Source organism: Nocardioides sp. WG-D5 (assembly GCF_054031175.1).
The window spans coordinates 1636458-1652074 of sequence record NZ_CM132928.1 but is presented as its reverse complement, the minus strand read 5'-3'; the positions used below and the strand labels follow the sequence as shown (position 1 = coordinate 1652074).

The following is a 15617-nucleotide window of genomic DNA, read 5'->3' as shown; positions in this document are numbered from 1 at the left end:
TTGATTGTTCGACTAACGAACAAAAGGCTGCCCGGTGGTAGTGTCGCTCCATGACGAGCCAGACGACGGAGGATCTGCGTCGGCGCAACCTCTCGCGGGTGCTGACCTTGCTTCATGAGGAGGGCGCGAGGTCGCGAGCCGAGTTGACCCGAGAGGTCGGTCTCAGCAGATCGACGATGGCCGGGGTGGTCGCCGACCTGGTCGGCCTGGGGCTGGTCACCGAGTCGACACCGGCTCTGACGGGTGGAGCGGGTCGGCCCAGCGGTGTCGTTCGGCTGGCTGAGGACGTCGTCGCGGTTGCGGTCAACCCGGAGGTCGACGCGGTTCATGTCGGCCTCGTCGGCCTGGGCGGGCGGGTCGTCAAGCACGTCCGCATCGAGACTCCGGACACCGAGGTGGCCACCGTCGTGGGGCTCGCGGCGGCGACGGTCCGGGGCATGCTGGCCGGCGACTCGGCGCGGGTGCTGGGCCTTGGGCTCGCCATCCCCGGTCAGGTGCGTATCGGCGATGGTGTCGTGCGCGAGGCCACGCATCTCGGCTGGAGCGAGGTGCCGATCGTCGACGAGGTCACCAAGGCCACGGGGCTGCGTTCCTGGGCGGCCAATGCTGCCACGCTCGCGATGCGTGCGGAGAGTCGGTTCGGCGCCGGAAAAGGCGTTGCTGACCTGGTCTATCTCATCGGTGGGGCAAGCGGTGTCGGCGGTGGAGCGGTGGTGGCGGGACGGCTCCTGACCGGTGCTGCCGGCTACGCCGGCGAGTTCGGGCACACCGTCGTGCGGCCCGGGGGAGCGCGGTGTCACTGTGGCGCCGCAGGCTGTCTCGAGGCCGAGGTCGACCAGGCCACTCTGCTCGCCGCCGTAGGTCTCGGCGCGGCCGACGCCGGACGCCTCGGTCACGAGCTGACCGAGCGGCTGTCCGGGCAGCGGGGCGAGGACCCTGATAGCGCCCTCGCGGACCTTGTCGAGGAACTTGCCGGCCTGCTCGCGGTCGCGGTGCGCAATGCCGTCAACGTGCTCAACCCGCAGGCCATCGTCCTCTCCGGGTTCCTCGCCGCGTTGCGCGATGCGGCGCCCGTCGACCTGATCGGCGACGCGGTCGCCTCCATCCGCGAGGGCGTCGAGGTGCGCGATGCCGCGCTCGGGGAGGAGCAGCTGATGATCGGGGCCGCCGAGCTGGTCTGGGCCGAGCTGCTCGCAGACCCGGCCGGCTTTCTGCTGGGCGGCTGAGCGCCGCGTACAAAACCTCCGGGCGCGACGGAGATTTGGCTTTGTTGTGCCTTGCGTCACACTGAGACCCGCGTTATGTTCTGGTCTCGAACAAATATCGGCGGTGCGTTGGAGGACCGCCAGACGAGGAGGTACGCCATGCGCAGCACGAGATGTGCGCTCGGTGCCGTCATGCTCGCCGGAGCGCTGGCCATGAGCGCTTGCGGCGGCGCGAGCACGAGCTCGGACAGTGGTGACGTCGACACGAACGTCGACGGAAAGGGTCGCACGCTCACGCTGTGGCACTACGAGGACGAGTCCAGCGCCATGGGTGTGGCCTGGGCCGCCGCCATCGAGGAGTTCGAGAAGGAGACCGGAGCGAAGGTCGAGTTCGAGGCCAAGGCCTTCGAGCAGGTCCGCACCACTGCCAGCCAGGTGCTCAACTCCGACAAGGCGCCGGACCTGATGGAGTACAACAAGGGCAACGCCACCGCCGGCCTCCTCGCCAGCCAGGGCCTGCTGACCAACCTCGACGGTGCCGTCGAGGCCTACCAGTGGGACGACAAGCTGGCGCCGAGCCTGCAGACCACCGCGACGTACGACGACAAGGGCGTGATGGGGTCGGGCGGCTACTTCGGCATCCCGAACTACGGCGAGTACGTCGAGTTCTACTACAACGAGGATCTCTTCGAGAAGCACGGCGTCAAGGTGCCCACCACCTTCGCAGAGCTCGAGGAGGCGATGGCCGCGTTCGAGGCCAAGGGCATCACTCCGCTGGCCGAGTCGGCCGCCGAGTACCCGCTCGGCCAGCTCTGGTACCAGCTGGCGATGACGAAGGCCGACCGTGACTGGGTCACCGCCTACCAGACCTACACCGAGAAGGTCGACTTCACCGGCCCCGAGATCAGCTATGCGACCCAGACGATCAAGGACTGGGTCGACAAGGGCTACATCTCCAAGAGTGCGACCGGCCTGAAGGCCGAGGACGCCGGTGTCGACTTCATCAACGGTGAGGCGCCGATGTTCTTCTCCGGCAGCTGGTGGTACGGCCGGATCGTCGAGGAGGCGAAGTTCAACTGGAGCACCGGGCTGTTCCCCGGTGCCGAGATGTCGCCCGGCTCCTCCGGCAACCTGTGGGTCGTGCCGACCAAGGCCGAGGAGAAGGACCTGGCCTACAAGTTCATCGACATCACCATGAGCCCGAAGATCCAGAACCTGATGGGCAACAACGGTGGGGTGCCGGTCGCCGCCGACGCCGAGGCGATCACGGACGAGAAGAGCAAGGAGCTCATCGCCAACTTCAACACCCTCACCGAGCAGGACGGTCTGGGCTTCTATCCCGACTGGCCGACCCCGACGTTCTACGACGAGCTCAACGCGGGTCTGCAGGAGGTCGTCAACGGCACCAAGACGCCTGAGGCGGTCGACGAGGAGCTCGGCGGGCTCTATCAGGACGGCGTCGACAGCGTCACCGGCGGCTCCTGACCCGATGAACTCCTCGAGGGCCCGCACGGGCTACTGGTGGTATCTCCTGCCGGGGATGCTGCTGGTGACAGCGATCGTGGTCGTCCCGCTGGCGATGAACATCTACTACAGCTTCACCTTCTACCGCGGCATCCTCCCGCCGCAGTGGATCGGACTGGAGAACTGGCAGCGGCTCTTCTCGGACGCCAAGTTCTGGACGTCGTTCCGCAACAGCATCGCCATGATCGTGGCGATGGTGGTGGCGCCGACGCTGCTGGGACTGGTCATCGCCTCGGTGCTCTTCGACCTCGTCGGGAAGCGGTTCGGCGGCAAGGTGGCGAGCTTCCTGCGGGCCACCTACTACATCCCCCAGATCATCCCGATCGTCGTCGCGGCCATCGTGATCGGCTGGATCGCGCGCCCCGACGACGGGGCCTTCAACTCGATCCTCGCCACGGTCGGCCTCGACCGGGCCCAGCAGAACTGGCTCGGCGATCCGACCTGGGCGCTGCCGACCATCATGGTGGTGCTGATCTGGGTGCAGATCGGCTATCCGGTGGTCGTCTTCATGGCCGCGCTCGCCCGGGTCGACCCCGAGCTCTACGAGGCCGCCGAGCTCGACGGCGCCAACTGGTGGCACCGGTTCCGGGCGATCACGGTCGCCGTCATCCGCCCGGAGATCTTCGTGGTGGTCCTGACCTGCACGATCGCGGCGCTGAAGGTCTTCGCGCCGGTCTACGCCCTCACCCGAGGTGGGCCGGGCACCTCCACGATCGTGCCGAGCTACTACTCCTACAGCGAGTTCTTCCAACGTACGCAGGTGGGCTACGGCGCAACGATCTCGACCGCCCTGACCGTGGTGATCGTTGCCGTCTCGATGGTCTTCCTGGTGGCCCAGCGACGCGCCGAGCAGGCCGAGGAGGTCCGATGAGTGGCCGGAGGACTGGCCGGAGGAACCGGCCGCTGGACTGGGTGCTGCTCGCGCTCGCGGTGCTCGGCGCGCTGGTCGTCGTGGCTCCGCTGCTGCTGATCGTGCTCAACTCGTTCAAGTCGCCCGACGACTACAACCAGGGTGGCCCGCTGCAGCTCCCGTCGCACCTCTACTTCGACGGCCTGGCAAGGTTCTGGGAGGCGTCCGACTTCCCGACGAAGCTGTGGAACAGCATCTTCATCGCTTCGATGGTCGCGGTGCTCGGGGTGCTGGTCTCGCTGTTCAACGCCTATGCCCTCGGCATCGGCCGGGCTCGGGGCAGGTTGCCGCTGCTGGTGGTGTTTCTGCTGGCCAACATGCTGCCGCAGGAAGCCCTGCTCTATCCGCTCTACACCATGTCGAAGGCGGTCGGTCTCTACGACAGCCAGTGGTCGGTGATCATCATCTTCACCGTCATCCAGAGCGCGTTCGGCACCTATCTGCTCACCAGCGTCTACAGCGGGTTCCCGCGTGAGCTGCTCGAGGCCGCCGAGATCGACGGCGCCGGCCGCTGGCGTTCGCTGTGGCAGGTGGTCGTCCCGGTCTCGTGGCAGACGCTCTCGGTACTGCTGATCTTCTTCTTCATCTGGACCTGGAACGAGTTCTTGATCCCGACGACGTTCCTGGTCAGCAACGACAAGCAGACCGTGCCCCTCGCGGTGGCCGCGCTCCAGGGCGAGAGGCTGATGGACGTCACCACCACCAGCGCCTCGGCGTTGCTCGGCCTGATCCCCACGCTCGTCTTCTTCCTCATCTTCCAGCGCACGCTCACTCGCGGGGTCACCGCCGGAGCGGTCAAGTGAGAAAGGCTCATCTGTGAAGTTCACCGACGGTTTCTGGCGCACCCTGCCCGGGGTCGAGATGCTCTACGCCAAGCAGGCCTACGACATCGAGGCGAGTGACGACACCGTGGTCGTCACCGCGCCGACGAAGGTCATCGAGTCCCGCGGCGACACCCTCAACCGACCGACACTGACGGTCACCCTCAGCTCGCCGTCGGACGGCGTCATCGGCGTACGCATCGAGCATCTGCGCGGCGCCCGCAAGCCCCGCGGGTTCGAGCTGATCGGGGCCGAGGAAGGCGCCGCGAAGGCCACCACGACCGAGGCGGGTGGGGTGCTGCGCAGCGGGCCTCTACAGGCGACCGTCGCCGCCGGGGCACCCTGGGACCTGCGTTTCGAGGCCGACGGCACCGTGCTCACCCGCAGCGGGGAGCGGTCGGTCGGCTATGCCGCCACCGCCGGGGAGACGTACGTCCACGAGCAGCTCACGCTCGGGGTGGGTGAGCTCGTCTACGGGCTCGGTGAGCGGTTCGGGCCGCTGGTGAAGAACGGGCAGACGGTCGAGGTGTGGAACGCCGATGGCGGCACGTCCAGCGACCAGGCGTACAAGAACGTCCCGTTCTATCTCACCAACCGTGGCTACGGGGTGCTGGTCAACCACTCGGGAAAGGTCTCCTTCGAGATCGGCAGCGAGGCGGTCGAGCGGGTGCAGTTCTCGGTGCCGGGGGAGAGCCTGGAGTATTTCGTCATCTACGGTCCGACCCCTGAGCAGATCCTGGAGCGCTACACCGCGCTCGTGGGGCGGCCGGCGCGGGTGCCGGCATGGAGCTACGGACTGTGGCTCTCGACAAGCTTCACCACCGACTACGACGAGGACACCGTCAGCGGGTTCCTGGACGCGATGGCCGAGCGTCGGCTGCCGCTGTCGGTGTTCCATTTCGACTGCTTCTGGATGCGCGAGTTCAACTGGTGCGACTTCGAGTGGGACCCGCGCACCTTCCCCGATCCCGACGGGATGCTCGAACGCCTGCATACAGAGCGTGACCTGCGGGTATGTGTCTGGATCAATCCCTACATCGCGCAGCGCTCACCGCTCTTCGAGGAGGCTGCCGCTCTCGGCTATCTGGTGCGCCGGGAGAACGGCGAGGTCTGGCAGTGGGACATGTGGCAGGCCGGGATGGGACTGGTCGACTTCACCAATCCCGGAGCCGTCGAGTGGTTCCAGGCGAAGCTGCGCCGGCTGATCGGGCAGGGGGTCGATTGCTTCAAGACCGACTTCGGTGAGCGGATCCCGACCGACGTCATCTATCACGACGGCTCCGACCCGGTGCAGATGCACAACTGGTACACCCAGCTCTACAACCAGGCCGTGCACGACGTGCTGGTCGAGGAGCGTGGGGAGGGCGAGGCGATCCTCTTCGCCCGCTCGGCCACCGTCGGTGGCCAGCGGCTGCCGGTGCACTGGGGTGGTGACAGCACGTCGACCTACGAGTCGATGGCCGAGACGCTGCGCGGTGGGTTGTCGCTCGCCCTGAGCGGGTTCGGCTTCTGGAGCCACGACATCGGCGGGTTCGAGGGCACGCCCGATGCCGGGGTGTTCAAGCGCTGGGCCGCGTTCGGACTGCTCTCCAGCCACTCCCGGCTGCACGGCAGCGGCTCCTACCGGGTGCCGTGGACCTTCGACGTCGACCCGGTCACCGGGGTCGTCGACGAAGGGCCGCAGAGCGCCGTCGCGGTGACCAGGCGGTTCACCGAGCTCAAGCTCTCGCTGATGCCCTATCTGTACGCTGCCGGGCTGGCCGCCAGCACCCGGGGCGTACCGCTGATGCGTCCCCTCGCCCTGGCCTTCCCCGACGATCCCGGCAGTGCCTACGTCGACCGGCAGTATCTACTCGGACCGGACCTCCTCGTCGCACCGGTGTTCTCCGCCGACGGGTCCGTCGACGTCTACCTGCCGCCCGGTAGCTGGACCGACTGGTGGACCGGCCAGGTCGTCTCGGGCGGCGGATGGCGCCGGGAGCAGCACGACTTCTCGTCGCTTCCGCTCTACGTATGCTCCGGAGCGGTCATTCCCATCGGCGCCCGCACCGATCGGCCCGACTACGACTATCTGGACGATCTCGTGCTGCGGGTCTTTCCAGGGCTCGAGCCCGGGCAGCGACGTGTGGTCGAGGTGGTCACGCCGTCGGGGGCGGTGGGGGAGTACGAGGTGGTGATGGGAGCCGACATGCGCCCGGTGGTGACCGCCACCTCCACCGCGCCGTGGCGGGTGGAGGTGGTCGGGCCGGACCTGGGGCAGACGGTGGTGTAGCCGATGCCCTGGCAGCCACTGGCTCGTGCTCAGGCGCCGCTGCCGACGATGCCGTCGGCACGGTCGCCTGCACGGTCGCCGGCGCCGGCGCCGGGGTAGAGAACCAGGACCAGGAGTACCCCGACAACGAGACCGACGAGCTGCGCGAGGACGAACGGAGCGACCGAACCGGGCGCGATGCCGGCGAAGGTGTCCGAGAAGACCCGGCCGATGGTGACGGCCGGGTTGGCGAACGAGGTGGAGCTGGTGAACCAGTAGGCGGCGCCGATGTAGCCGCCGACCGCGGGCGCCGCGAGAGCGCCGCGGTCGCTGCGTACGAGGGCGAAGATCAGCGCCACCAGGCCGGCGGTGGCGACGACCTCGGCCACGAGGTGGCCGCCGGTGGCGCGGTCCTTCGTCGAGATCGCCTGGTCGACGTCGAACATGACGTTGGCGAGCGCCGCGCCCCCGACCGCTCCGAGGATCTGGGCGACCGCGTAGGCACCCACCTCGGCGAGCGAGAGCCCCGTCCCTGCGCGGCGGCCGAGGAACCAGTCGGCGAGCGAGACGACCGGGTTGAAGTGGGCACCCGAGACCGGGCCGAACATCAGGATCAGCGCGGCCAGGCCGAAGACGGTCGCCATCGAGTTCTCCAGGAGCTGCAGGCCGATGTCGTCGGGGGAGAGCTGCTGCGCGGCGATGCCGGAGCCGACGACGACGGCCACGAGCAGCGCACTGCCCAGGAGCTCGGCCAGCAGGCGGCGCGGAAGGGAGGAGGTCACGTCAGCATTCTTGACTTCCCGAGATTGCTCAGTCAACATTGAGTCAATGGAGGTTGAAAGACAGGCCGAACTGGAGCGCCGGGCCAAGATACATGCCGCGCTCGGCGATCCCGTGCGGCTGCGCATCGTCGACAGCCTCCAGACGAGTGATGCCTCCCCCACAGAGCTCGCCGGGATGTTGTCCGTCCCGTCGAACTTGTTTGCTCATCATGTGCAGACGTTGATGAGCGCAGGCGTTGTTTCCCGTCATCGTTCCGAGGGCGACGGGAGGCGTACGTATCTGCATCTCGAGCAGGACACGCTCGAGAGCCTGGGCACCGCGTCCCCCGTGGCGGTGCCCAGGCGTGTCCTGTTCGTGTGCACGGGTAACTCGGCGCGGTCTCATCTGGCGGCGGCGTTGTGGCGTCAGGTGAGCCCGATCCCGGCTGCTTCGGCGGGTACTCATCCTGCTGATCGGATCAATCCGGGCACGGTCGATACCGCTGCCCGCCACCATCTGGACCTTCCGATCGTCGATCCCGCCAGCCTCGATGACGTGATCGACCCGGAGGATCTCGTGGTCACGGTCTGCGACCGGGCGCACGAGACCCCCAAGGTCCCCGGTGAGCTGCACTGGTCGATCCCGGACCCGGTGGACAAGGGCCCCGAGGCCTTCGACGCCGCCTACCTCGAGCTCGAGCGCCGGGTCAGGGCCCTCGCGTCCCGCTTCGACTCCTGACCCCTGCTCTCCCTCACACCCCCACCACCCAGGAGAAGCTCCGTTGAACGCTGATCGATCGACCTCCGGCTCCAAGCCCGCCGTCCTCTTCCTCTGTATCGAGAACGCCGGCCGCTCCCAGATGGCGCTCGGCTTCTTCCAGCACTACGCCGGTGACCAGGCGATCGGCTGGTCCGGCGGCTCGGCCCCGGCCGCGGCGATCAACCCGGTCGCCGTGGAGCTCATGGCCGAGCTCGGGATCGACATCTCCGGCGAGTTCCCCAAGCCCTGGACCGACGAGGTCGTACGCAGCGCCGACGCCGTCATCACCATGGGCTGCGGCGACGCCTGCCCGTACTACCCGGGCAAGCGCTACGAGGACTGGAAGGTCGCCGACCCGAAGGGCGGCGACATCGACCACGTACGCGGCATCCGGGACGAGATCGAGCAGCGGGTGCTCGGCCTCCTCGATGAGCTCGGCGTGACCCCGGCTCGCTCCGTCACGAGAGAGTGATCGGCGCCCGGCTGATCGTGAACAGCTCCTCGCTCGGCGCCGCCGGACCGCAGCAGCCGCCACCGTTCTTCGTGCTGTCCGGGTCGTCGAAGACCCCGGCGCCGCCGCAGACGCCGGTGTCGGGGAGCTCCAGCTCGACCCGGGCTGCCGCGTCGTGGTCGCCGGCGAGCTCGGCCACCACGCTGCGTACCTGCTCGTAGCCGGTCATCGCCAGGAACGTCGGCGCCCGGCCGTAGGACTTCATCCCGACCAGATAGAGGTCGGGCTCGGGCTGGGCGAGGTCCTTGGCGCCGGTCGCGCTGACCGAGCCGCAGGAGTGGATGTTGGGGTCGATCTGGACCGCGATGTTGCGCGGCGCCTCCAGCGTCGGGTCGAGGTCGAGCCGCATCTCGCTCAGGAAGCCCAGGTCAGGGCGGTAGCCGGTCAGCACCACCACGTGGTCGGCCTCGATGACGCGGCCGTCCTCGGCGGTGACCGTGGCGCCGTCGACCTGCTCCGTACGGAACCCGGTGACCAGCTCGACGGTGCCGTCCTGGACCGCCTTCTTCGCGCGTACGCCGAGCGCGCCCCGCTCCGGGAGCTCGTCGGCCTCGCCGCCCCCGAAGGTGTTGGTCGAGACTGCGCGGCGGATCGCCCAGGTGACCCGCGTCCCCGGGTGGTCCTTGGCGATCGCGGTGAGCTCGTTGACCGCGTTGAACGCCGAGTCACCTGCGCCGATCACCACGGTGTGCTTGCCGGCGTAGGTCGCGGCGTCGGCCCGGTCGGGCACCGCGTAGGTGAGCGTGCCGGCCGCGTGGGCGGCGCGCTCGCCGAGCGCGGGGAGCCCGTCGGCGCCGGCCGGGTTGGGCCGGCGCCAGGTGCCGGAGGCGTCGATGACCGCGCGCGCCTCGATGCGCTCCTCGCCGCCGTCGGCGTTGGTCACGTGGAGGACGAACGGCTGCTCGGCGCGGCCCGCGTCGACCAGGCGGTCACGCCCCTTGCGGGAGACGCCGGTCACCGTGGCGCCGTAGCGGATGTGGTCGCCGAGGGCGCCGGCGAGCGGGGCGAGGTAGTCCTCGCGCCACTGCGCACCGGTCGGGTAGCCCTTCTCGGGAGCGACGTAGCCGGTCGGCTCGAGGAGCCGGGCGGCGGCCTTGTCGACGAGCTCGGGCCAGGCCGAGAAGAGGCGTACGTGGCCCCACTCGGCGACGGCCGCGGCCGGCTCGCTGCCCTGCTCGAGCACGAGCGGGGTGAGGCCGCGCTCGAGGAGATGGGCGGCGGCCGCGAGGCCCTGGGGTCCGGCGCCGATGACGGCAACAGGCAGGTCGGTCATGATGCTCCTCAGATTCAAGAACGTCGATATGTCGCCGACCCTAGGTCACGTATCGACGTTCGTCAATATCATTCGGTAGACTCCTCGCCATGACCGTTCTCCCCGTGCTTCCCTCCGCTGCCGTCGCGTGCTGCTCGCCGGTGACCGCGGGCGTCCTCGACGACGACCAGGCCGAGGCGCTGGCGCGGATGTTCAAGGCGCTCGGCGACGCCAACCGGGTCAAGCTGCTCTCGATCATCGCGGCCTCCGAGGGCCAGGAGGCGTGCGTCTGCGACCTCACCGAGCCGGTCGGACTCTCGCAGCCGACGGTCTCCCATCACATGAAGCTGCTCGTCGAGGCCGGGCTGGTAGCCCGCGAGCAGCGCGGCCGGTGGGCCTACTTCTCCATCGTCCCCGGCGCCCTCGACTCGCTCGCCGGCGCGCTGGCGTCCCGCTCCTAGCGTCAGCGGGTCGCCGCGGCGATGACCTCCAGCAGCCGGCGGTGGAGCTCCATGAGCTCGTCGACGCTCATGTCGAGGCGCTCGACGATCGCGGGCGGGATCTTCTCGGCGTCGTCGCGCAGGGCTCGTCCTCGATCGGTCAGCACGACGGCGAGCGAGCGCTCGTCGTGCTTGTTGCGCTCGCGCCGGATGTAGTCCTGGGCCTCGAGGCGCTTGAGCAGCGGGGAGAGGGTGCCGGGGTCGAGCTGGACCTTCCGGCTCAGCTCCGAGACGCGCAGCGGCTCCTCTTCCCAGAGCGCGAGCATGACCAGATACTGCGGGTGGGTCAGTCCCATGGGCTCGAGCAGCGGTCGGTAGAGCGCGATGACGCTGCGGGCGGCGACGGCCAGGCCGAAGCAGACCTGCTGATCGAGGGCCAGTGGGTTCTCGATCTCCGAGAGTGGATCCTTCTTCGTCGGCATGTGAGTTAGCGTACCAATAATTGGTGCACAAACAATTTGTCTGGTAAGTATGGTGTCGTGAACGAGCAGCAGCGACGACCGCGCCACCTGATGGACCCGGACAACCCGATCCGGCCCGTCAACGACAAGTCGCTGACCCATGTGAAGCAGTGGGTCGCGTCCGTCCTCGTCGTCTTCACCGTCGCTCACCTGGTGGTCGGGCTGGTCATCGGGGCGGTGGCGATCGACCCGGTCTACCAGAGCTCCCGCATCGGGCTGTGCGTCATCGCCGCGGGCTTCGGGGTGCTCGGTCTGGCCGGAGGGTTCCTCATCCACCGGCGCAACCCGCTCACCCCGTGGCTCATCCTCGGGCTCCTGCCCTCCGCGGTCGGGCTCTGGCTCGTGCTGCGCTGAGGACGGCGCCCGGGGGAGGGGCGCCGTCCTGTCAGCAGTGAGGACGACCGGTCAGAACAGGTCCGGCACGGTCCAGCCGTCGAGGTCGTACTCGGCCAGGAACTCGTCGGCGAGCCCCTTCATCGCGTCCGCCCCGCCGCGGTTCTGGGCGGCGAAGAGGAGCTCGGCCTTCACGTTCTCGTGGTTGCCGGAGTAGTTGCGCTCGTAGAGCTCGTGACGGCCGCCGAACTCGGAGCCGATCGAGTCCCACAGGGCCTTCATGACCTTGACCCGGTCGACGGCGGTGATGCCGTTGGAGCCGCGGACGTACTTGTCCAGGTACGGCCTTACCTCGGGGCTCTTGAAGTCGGCGGCGCCGGAGGGCAGGTAGATCAGCCCGGAGGCGACGTCCTGCTCGATGATCTCCTTGACCCGCGGATAGCCGTGGATCATGAACATCCGGTACGTCAGGCCGTACTCCAGCTTCGGGATCACCGCGTCGCCGACCCACGGCTCGGGGTCCCGGGCCATCGACTCGGTCAGCGACCAGAACAGGTTGCGCCAGCCGATGACCTCGCCCACCCGCGTCTGTACGCCGCGGAAGCCGCCCGAGCCGGTGGCGTCGAGCGCCTTCATCAGCAGGCCGGCGATGAAGTCGAGCTTGACGGCCAAGCGGGTGCAGCCCTGGAAGGTGAACCGCGGCAGGAACCCCGACTGCGGGAAGAACGCGTTGATCCGGTCGACGTCGCCGTACATGAAGACGTTCTCCCAGGGCACGAGCACCTTGTCGAAGATGAAGATGGTGTCGTTCTCGTCCATCCGGCTCGACAGCGGGTAGTCGAAAGGCTCGCCGTTCCGGGCCGCCTGCTCGGTGTAGGAGGAGCGGCAGATCAGCTTGATGCCCGGGGCGTCCATCGGGACGGTGCAGATCAGCGCGAACTGCTTCTTGCGGATCGGCAGGCCGTAGTGGGCGATGAAGTTGTAGTTGGTGATCGCGCTCCCGGTCGCCACCACCTTCGCGCCGGAGACGATCAGGCCGGCGTCGGTCTCCTTCTCGACCTTCATGTAGACGTCGCCGACCTCGTCCGGCGGCAGCTGGCGGTCGACCGGCGGGTTGATGATCGCGTGGTTCCAGTAGAGGACCTTCTCCTGGGACTCGCGATACCAGCGCTCGGCGTTGTCCTGGAACGGGGCGTACAGCTCCTTGTTGGCGTGCAGCGTGCCGAGGAAGCTGGCCTTGTAGTCGGGGGAGCGGCCCATCCAGCCGTACGTCATCTTCGCCCAGCGCGCGATCGCGTCGCGCTCCTTGAGCAGGTCAGCCGAGGAGGTCGGGGTCTTGAAGAACGGCATCGTGACGCCGCCGTTGCCGGTGTCGGTCGGCACGGTGAGCTCGTCGACGTGTGGGCCGGTGTGCAGGGCGTCGTAGAGGCGCGCGGTCATCCGCACCGGGTTGCGGAAGGCCGGGTGCGTGGTGACGTCCTCGACCCGCTCGCCGTGCAGGTAGATCTCGCGGCCGTCGCGCAGGCTCTCGATGTACTCGTCGCCGGTCATCGGCCGCGAGGCGAAGTTGGTCTGCTTGTTGGCGGGCGACTCGGCGGCCGGGTTGACGGTCGGCGGGCCGTCCGTCTGGGACTCGGGGGCGAGGGTGTCGGTCATGGTTCTCTCCTTGGTCTGGCTGTTGGTGGGCGTCAGTAGTGGGTGGATCGCGGGATCGCGGGAGTCTCGATGGCGGTGAACGACGTGGTGGCGTCGAACCAGCCGGTGCTCGGGTCGTCCTGGCAGCCGAGCCAGACGACCTCCGAGGACGGGTTGCCGATGTGGTGGAAGGCGCTGTCGTGGAAGAGCAGCGGCTTGCGGTCGGTGGTGATCACCTCGACGACCTCCCCGAGGAACAGCAGGTGGTCCCCGCCGTCGTCGGTACGCCACGGCCGGCACACCAGCGTCGCGGCGGTCCCGCCGAGCCGTGGCGCCGTCGCGCCCTCGCGCCAGGGGAGCGGGTCGCCGCACGGGCGTCCGGCGAAGTGCATGGCGACATCGCTCTGGTCGGCCGCGAGCACGTTGACCGCGAAGGCGGCGCCCTCGAGATAGGCGGCCGCCTTGGACGTACGCGTCAGGGCGACCTGCACCAGCGGCGGGTCGAGCGAGATCGGTGTGAAGGCCGTGACCGTGGCGCCGTGGTGGGCGCCGTCGGGGGTACGGCAGGTGATCACGGTGACGCCGGTCGCGAAGCGGCCGAAGGTCGACCGCAGGGTGCGTGGGTCCATGGAGCTCCTCCTTCGTCGGGCCGCAGGATGTGTGGCGGCGGTCACGTCGGGGAATGACGCTAGATCCGGATCGCGAGGGCGGCGATCCGCTGGGCGAAGGGGTTGTCCGGATTGCGCACCGGGTTTCCGGAGGCTCTCGGCGGGACGCCGATGCGCTGTTAATGTGAAGGACGTCACTAAGGGGGTGACAGATGAGCGTGACCGGCACTCTCACCGCATCGTCCGGGTCGTCCGGCGACATGGAGACCTTCTCCGACGAGGTCTCCCGGGCCTACTTCCCACATGCCCTGACCATGCGCGGTCGCCCGGCTCGTCCGGCGGAGCTGCGTGCGGTCGACCTCGGCCCGGTCCGGCTGACCCGGATCGGCTGGGGCGCCGAGGTGTCGGTCGAGTCCGACCACCCGGGCGCCTGGGCGGTCAACGTCCCGCGCAGCGGTGTCCTCGAGGCCAACGTCGGCGGCGCTCACGTGCTCTCGCTCGACGGTCAGGCGACCGTCTGTCCACCCGACCGTCCGACCAAGATGACCCGGTGGTCGGCCGACTGCTCCATCGTCGGGATGCGGGTCGACCGCGACTACCTGGTCGACGAGGTCGCTGCCCTGGTCGGCCTGCACACCGACCGGCTGCCCGCCCAGCTCGACCTGCGTGCCGACGGCGCCCGCGCCTGGATCGGCCTGCTCGGCTCGCTCGGCACCGAGGCCATGCGCAACCCGGCTCTGGTCGGCGACGAGCGGGTGCGTCGCCGGCTGGCGGGGACGCTGACCGCGGCCTTCGTCGCCGCCTGCTTCCCCGAGGAGCCCGCCGTCGGCTCCGTCCAGCCCCGCATCGTCTCCCGCGTCGTGGAGGCCATGGAGGCCGACCCGGCCCGGGAGTGGACCGTCTCGGACCTGGCCCGCGAGGCCGACGTCGGCATCCGCCGGCTCCAGCAGGGCTTCCAGCGCTACCTCGGCCGCACCCCGACCCAGCGACTGCAGGAGATCCGCCTCGAACGCGTCCACGCGGATCTCATCGCCAGTCGCGGGGACACCGTCGCCGAGGTCGCCCACCGCTGGGGCTTCACCCATCTCGGCCGCTTCGCCGCCGCCTACCGTCAGGCCTACGGCGTCGCCCCGTCGCAGACGCTGCGCTGCCGCTGAGCCGCCTCGGCTAGTCGGCGCTGAGACTCGCCAGGATCGTCAGCGCGCGGGCGAGCAGCGGGCTCTCGTCGCCCGCCCGGGTGGCGGCGACGAGCTCGACGCCGGGGGTGCCGGTGAGGGGTACGTAGACGACGCCGGGGACGGCGAGGGCGGCGGTGGGCTCGGGGACGATCGCCACGCCGAGGCCGGCGGCCACGAACGTGACCAGGGTGGAGGTCTCGGCGACCTCGTGGGCGATGTGGGTGCTGATCCCGGCCTCGTCGAAGAGGTGCTGGATCATCGCGTTCATCGCCGAGCGGCCGCCGCCGGCGTGGATGACGAGGGCTTCGCCGTCGAGGTCGGCGATGCGTATGCGACGACGGGCGGCGAAGCGGTGGTCCTTCGGCAGCGCCACCAGCAGGCTCTCCTGCCGCACGTGGGTGATCGAGAGGCCGGGGCCGGGGGAGGGATTCGTGGGCAGGGGACGGAGCAGGCCGAGGTCGAGGGTGCCGTCGGTGAGCGCCGCGGCCTGGTCCGGCGAGAGCATCTCGCCCCGGAACCCGAACTCGACCTCCGGCAGCTCCGCGCGCAGGGTGCGAGCGAGGGCCGGGAGCAGCGAGTACGTCGCCGATCCGACGCATCCGATCAGCAGCCGTCCGCGCCGCCCGGAGGCGATGCTGGCGGCCTCGTGCGCGGCGGCGTCGACGGCGCCGAGGATCTCCCGCGCCCGTTCCAGGTACGCAGCCCCGGCCGGCGTCAGGTCGACCCGTCGCGTCGTTCTGGTGAGCAGGGTCAGCCCCAGCTCGGCCTCGAGCTGGCGGATCTGCTGCGACAGCGGCGGCTGCGCCATGTGGAGCCGTTCGGCCGCCCGGCCGAAGTGGCGCTCCTCGGCGACCGCGACGAAGTAGCGAAGATGGCGCAGCTCCATGCACTCATACTCGCAGAGTCT

Annotated in this window: 16 protein-coding genes; 10 read left to right on the top strand and 6 right to left on the bottom strand. The window is 69.2% G+C overall.

Features of this window, described 5'->3' with window-relative positions:
- The first annotated feature begins 50 nt into the window (after window positions 1-50).
- The 5 genes from ACWZJV_RS08005 (at window position 51) to yicI (ending at window position 6732) form a co-directional block, all read left to right on the top strand.
- The gene (locus ACWZJV_RS08005; RefSeq protein WP_457180975.1) at window positions 51-1226 is read left to right on the top strand and encodes an ROK family protein; all 1176 of its coding nucleotides are present in this window, start codon (window positions 51-53) and stop codon (window positions 1224-1226) included.
- Window positions 1227-1364: 138 nt separating this feature from the next.
- Window positions 1365-2690, top strand: a complete 1326-nt coding sequence (locus ACWZJV_RS08000) for an ABC transporter substrate-binding protein (protein ID WP_457180973.1) — start codon at window positions 1365-1367, stop codon at window positions 2688-2690.
- Window positions 2691-2694: 4 nt separating this feature from the next.
- Entirely contained in the window at window positions 2695-3600 is a 906-nt protein-coding gene (locus ACWZJV_RS07995; RefSeq protein ID WP_196873088.1) for a carbohydrate ABC transporter permease, read from the top strand.
- Window positions 3597-4442 (top strand): carbohydrate ABC transporter permease, encoded by an 846-nt coding sequence (locus tag ACWZJV_RS07990; RefSeq protein WP_457180970.1) that lies wholly within the window; start codon window positions 3597-3599, stop codon window positions 4440-4442. The genes ACWZJV_RS07995 and ACWZJV_RS07990 overlap by 4 nt, the downstream gene beginning before the upstream one ends.
- 13 nt (window positions 4443-4455) lie before the next feature.
- Window positions 4456-6732, top strand: a complete 2277-nt coding sequence (gene yicI / locus ACWZJV_RS07985; protein ID WP_457180968.1) for an alpha-xylosidase — start codon at window positions 4456-4458, stop codon at window positions 6730-6732.
- A 29-nt stretch (window positions 6733-6761) separates the two neighbouring features.
- Here the strand turns inward: yicI and ACWZJV_RS07980 are convergent, their stop codons facing one another.
- A complete protein-coding gene (locus ACWZJV_RS07980) occupies window positions 6762-7493 on the bottom strand; it encodes an aquaporin (protein ID WP_457180966.1) in 732 nt (243 codons plus the stop codon).
- Window positions 7494-7539: 46 nt separating this feature from the next.
- On the opposite strand from ACWZJV_RS07980, the gene ACWZJV_RS07975 reads away from it, so the two are divergent.
- Together ACWZJV_RS07975 and ACWZJV_RS07970 are read left to right on the top strand one after the other, a co-directional pair.
- Window positions 7540-8211 (top strand): arsenate reductase/protein-tyrosine-phosphatase family protein, encoded by a 672-nt coding sequence (locus ACWZJV_RS07975; protein ID WP_457180964.1) that lies wholly within the window; start codon window positions 7540-7542, stop codon window positions 8209-8211.
- A 43-nt stretch (window positions 8212-8254) separates the two neighbouring features.
- Entirely contained in the window at window positions 8255-8704 is a 450-nt protein-coding gene (locus ACWZJV_RS07970; protein ID WP_008361970.1) for an arsenate reductase ArsC, read from the top strand.
- Here ACWZJV_RS07970 and ACWZJV_RS07965 read toward each other — a convergent pair.
- Complete coding sequence (locus tag ACWZJV_RS07965; RefSeq protein WP_457180962.1) at window positions 8691-10016, bottom strand: NAD(P)-binding domain-containing protein; 1326 nt, start codon at window positions 10014-10016, stop codon at window positions 8691-8693. The two genes, ACWZJV_RS07970 and ACWZJV_RS07965, sit on opposite strands and share 14 nt — an antisense overlap.
- An 89-nt stretch (window positions 10017-10105) precedes the next feature.
- Between ACWZJV_RS07965 and ACWZJV_RS07960 the strand changes: the two genes are divergently transcribed.
- On the top strand, window positions 10106-10456 hold the full coding sequence (locus tag ACWZJV_RS07960) for an ArsR/SmtB family transcription factor (RefSeq protein WP_457180960.1): 351 nt from the start codon (window positions 10106-10108) through the stop codon (window positions 10454-10456).
- 2 nt (window positions 10457-10458) lie between these two features.
- Here ACWZJV_RS07960 and ACWZJV_RS07955 read toward each other — a convergent pair whose 3' ends face one another.
- Window positions 10459-10917 (bottom strand): MarR family winged helix-turn-helix transcriptional regulator, encoded by a 459-nt coding sequence (locus ACWZJV_RS07955; protein WP_008361977.1) that lies wholly within the window; start codon window positions 10915-10917, stop codon window positions 10459-10461.
- A gap of 57 nt (window positions 10918-10974) precedes the next feature.
- Here ACWZJV_RS07955 and ACWZJV_RS07950 point away from each other — a divergent pair, with 57 nt between their 5' ends.
- On the top strand, window positions 10975-11310 hold the full coding sequence (locus ACWZJV_RS07950; protein WP_008361978.1) for a hypothetical protein: 336 nt from the start codon (window positions 10975-10977) through the stop codon (window positions 11308-11310).
- Between the two features lie 51 nt (window positions 11311-11361).
- Here the strand turns inward: ACWZJV_RS07950 and ACWZJV_RS07945 are convergent, their stop codons facing one another.
- Entirely contained in the window at window positions 11362-12945 is a 1584-nt protein-coding gene (locus ACWZJV_RS07945) for a 4-hydroxyphenylacetate 3-hydroxylase family protein (protein ID WP_457180957.1), read from the bottom strand.
- 32 nt (window positions 12946-12977) lie between these two features.
- The gene (locus ACWZJV_RS07940) at window positions 12978-13553 is read right to left on the bottom strand and encodes a flavin reductase family protein (RefSeq protein WP_008361982.1); all 576 of its coding nucleotides are present in this window, start codon (window positions 13551-13553) and stop codon (window positions 12978-12980) included.
- A 191-nt stretch (window positions 13554-13744) separates the two neighbouring features.
- Here ACWZJV_RS07940 and ACWZJV_RS07935 point away from each other — a divergent pair, with 191 nt between their 5' ends.
- On the top strand, window positions 13745-14689 hold the full coding sequence (locus tag ACWZJV_RS07935) for an AraC family transcriptional regulator (protein WP_196873108.1): 945 nt from the start codon (window positions 13745-13747) through the stop codon (window positions 14687-14689).
- Window positions 14690-14699: 10 nt separating this feature from the next.
- On the opposite strand, the gene ACWZJV_RS07930 is transcribed toward ACWZJV_RS07935, so the two are convergent.
- Window positions 14700-15596, bottom strand: coding sequence for a LysR family transcriptional regulator (locus ACWZJV_RS07930; RefSeq protein WP_196873109.1), 897 nt, complete (start codon window positions 15594-15596; stop codon window positions 14700-14702).
- Between the last annotated feature and the right edge of the window lie 21 nt (window positions 15597-15617).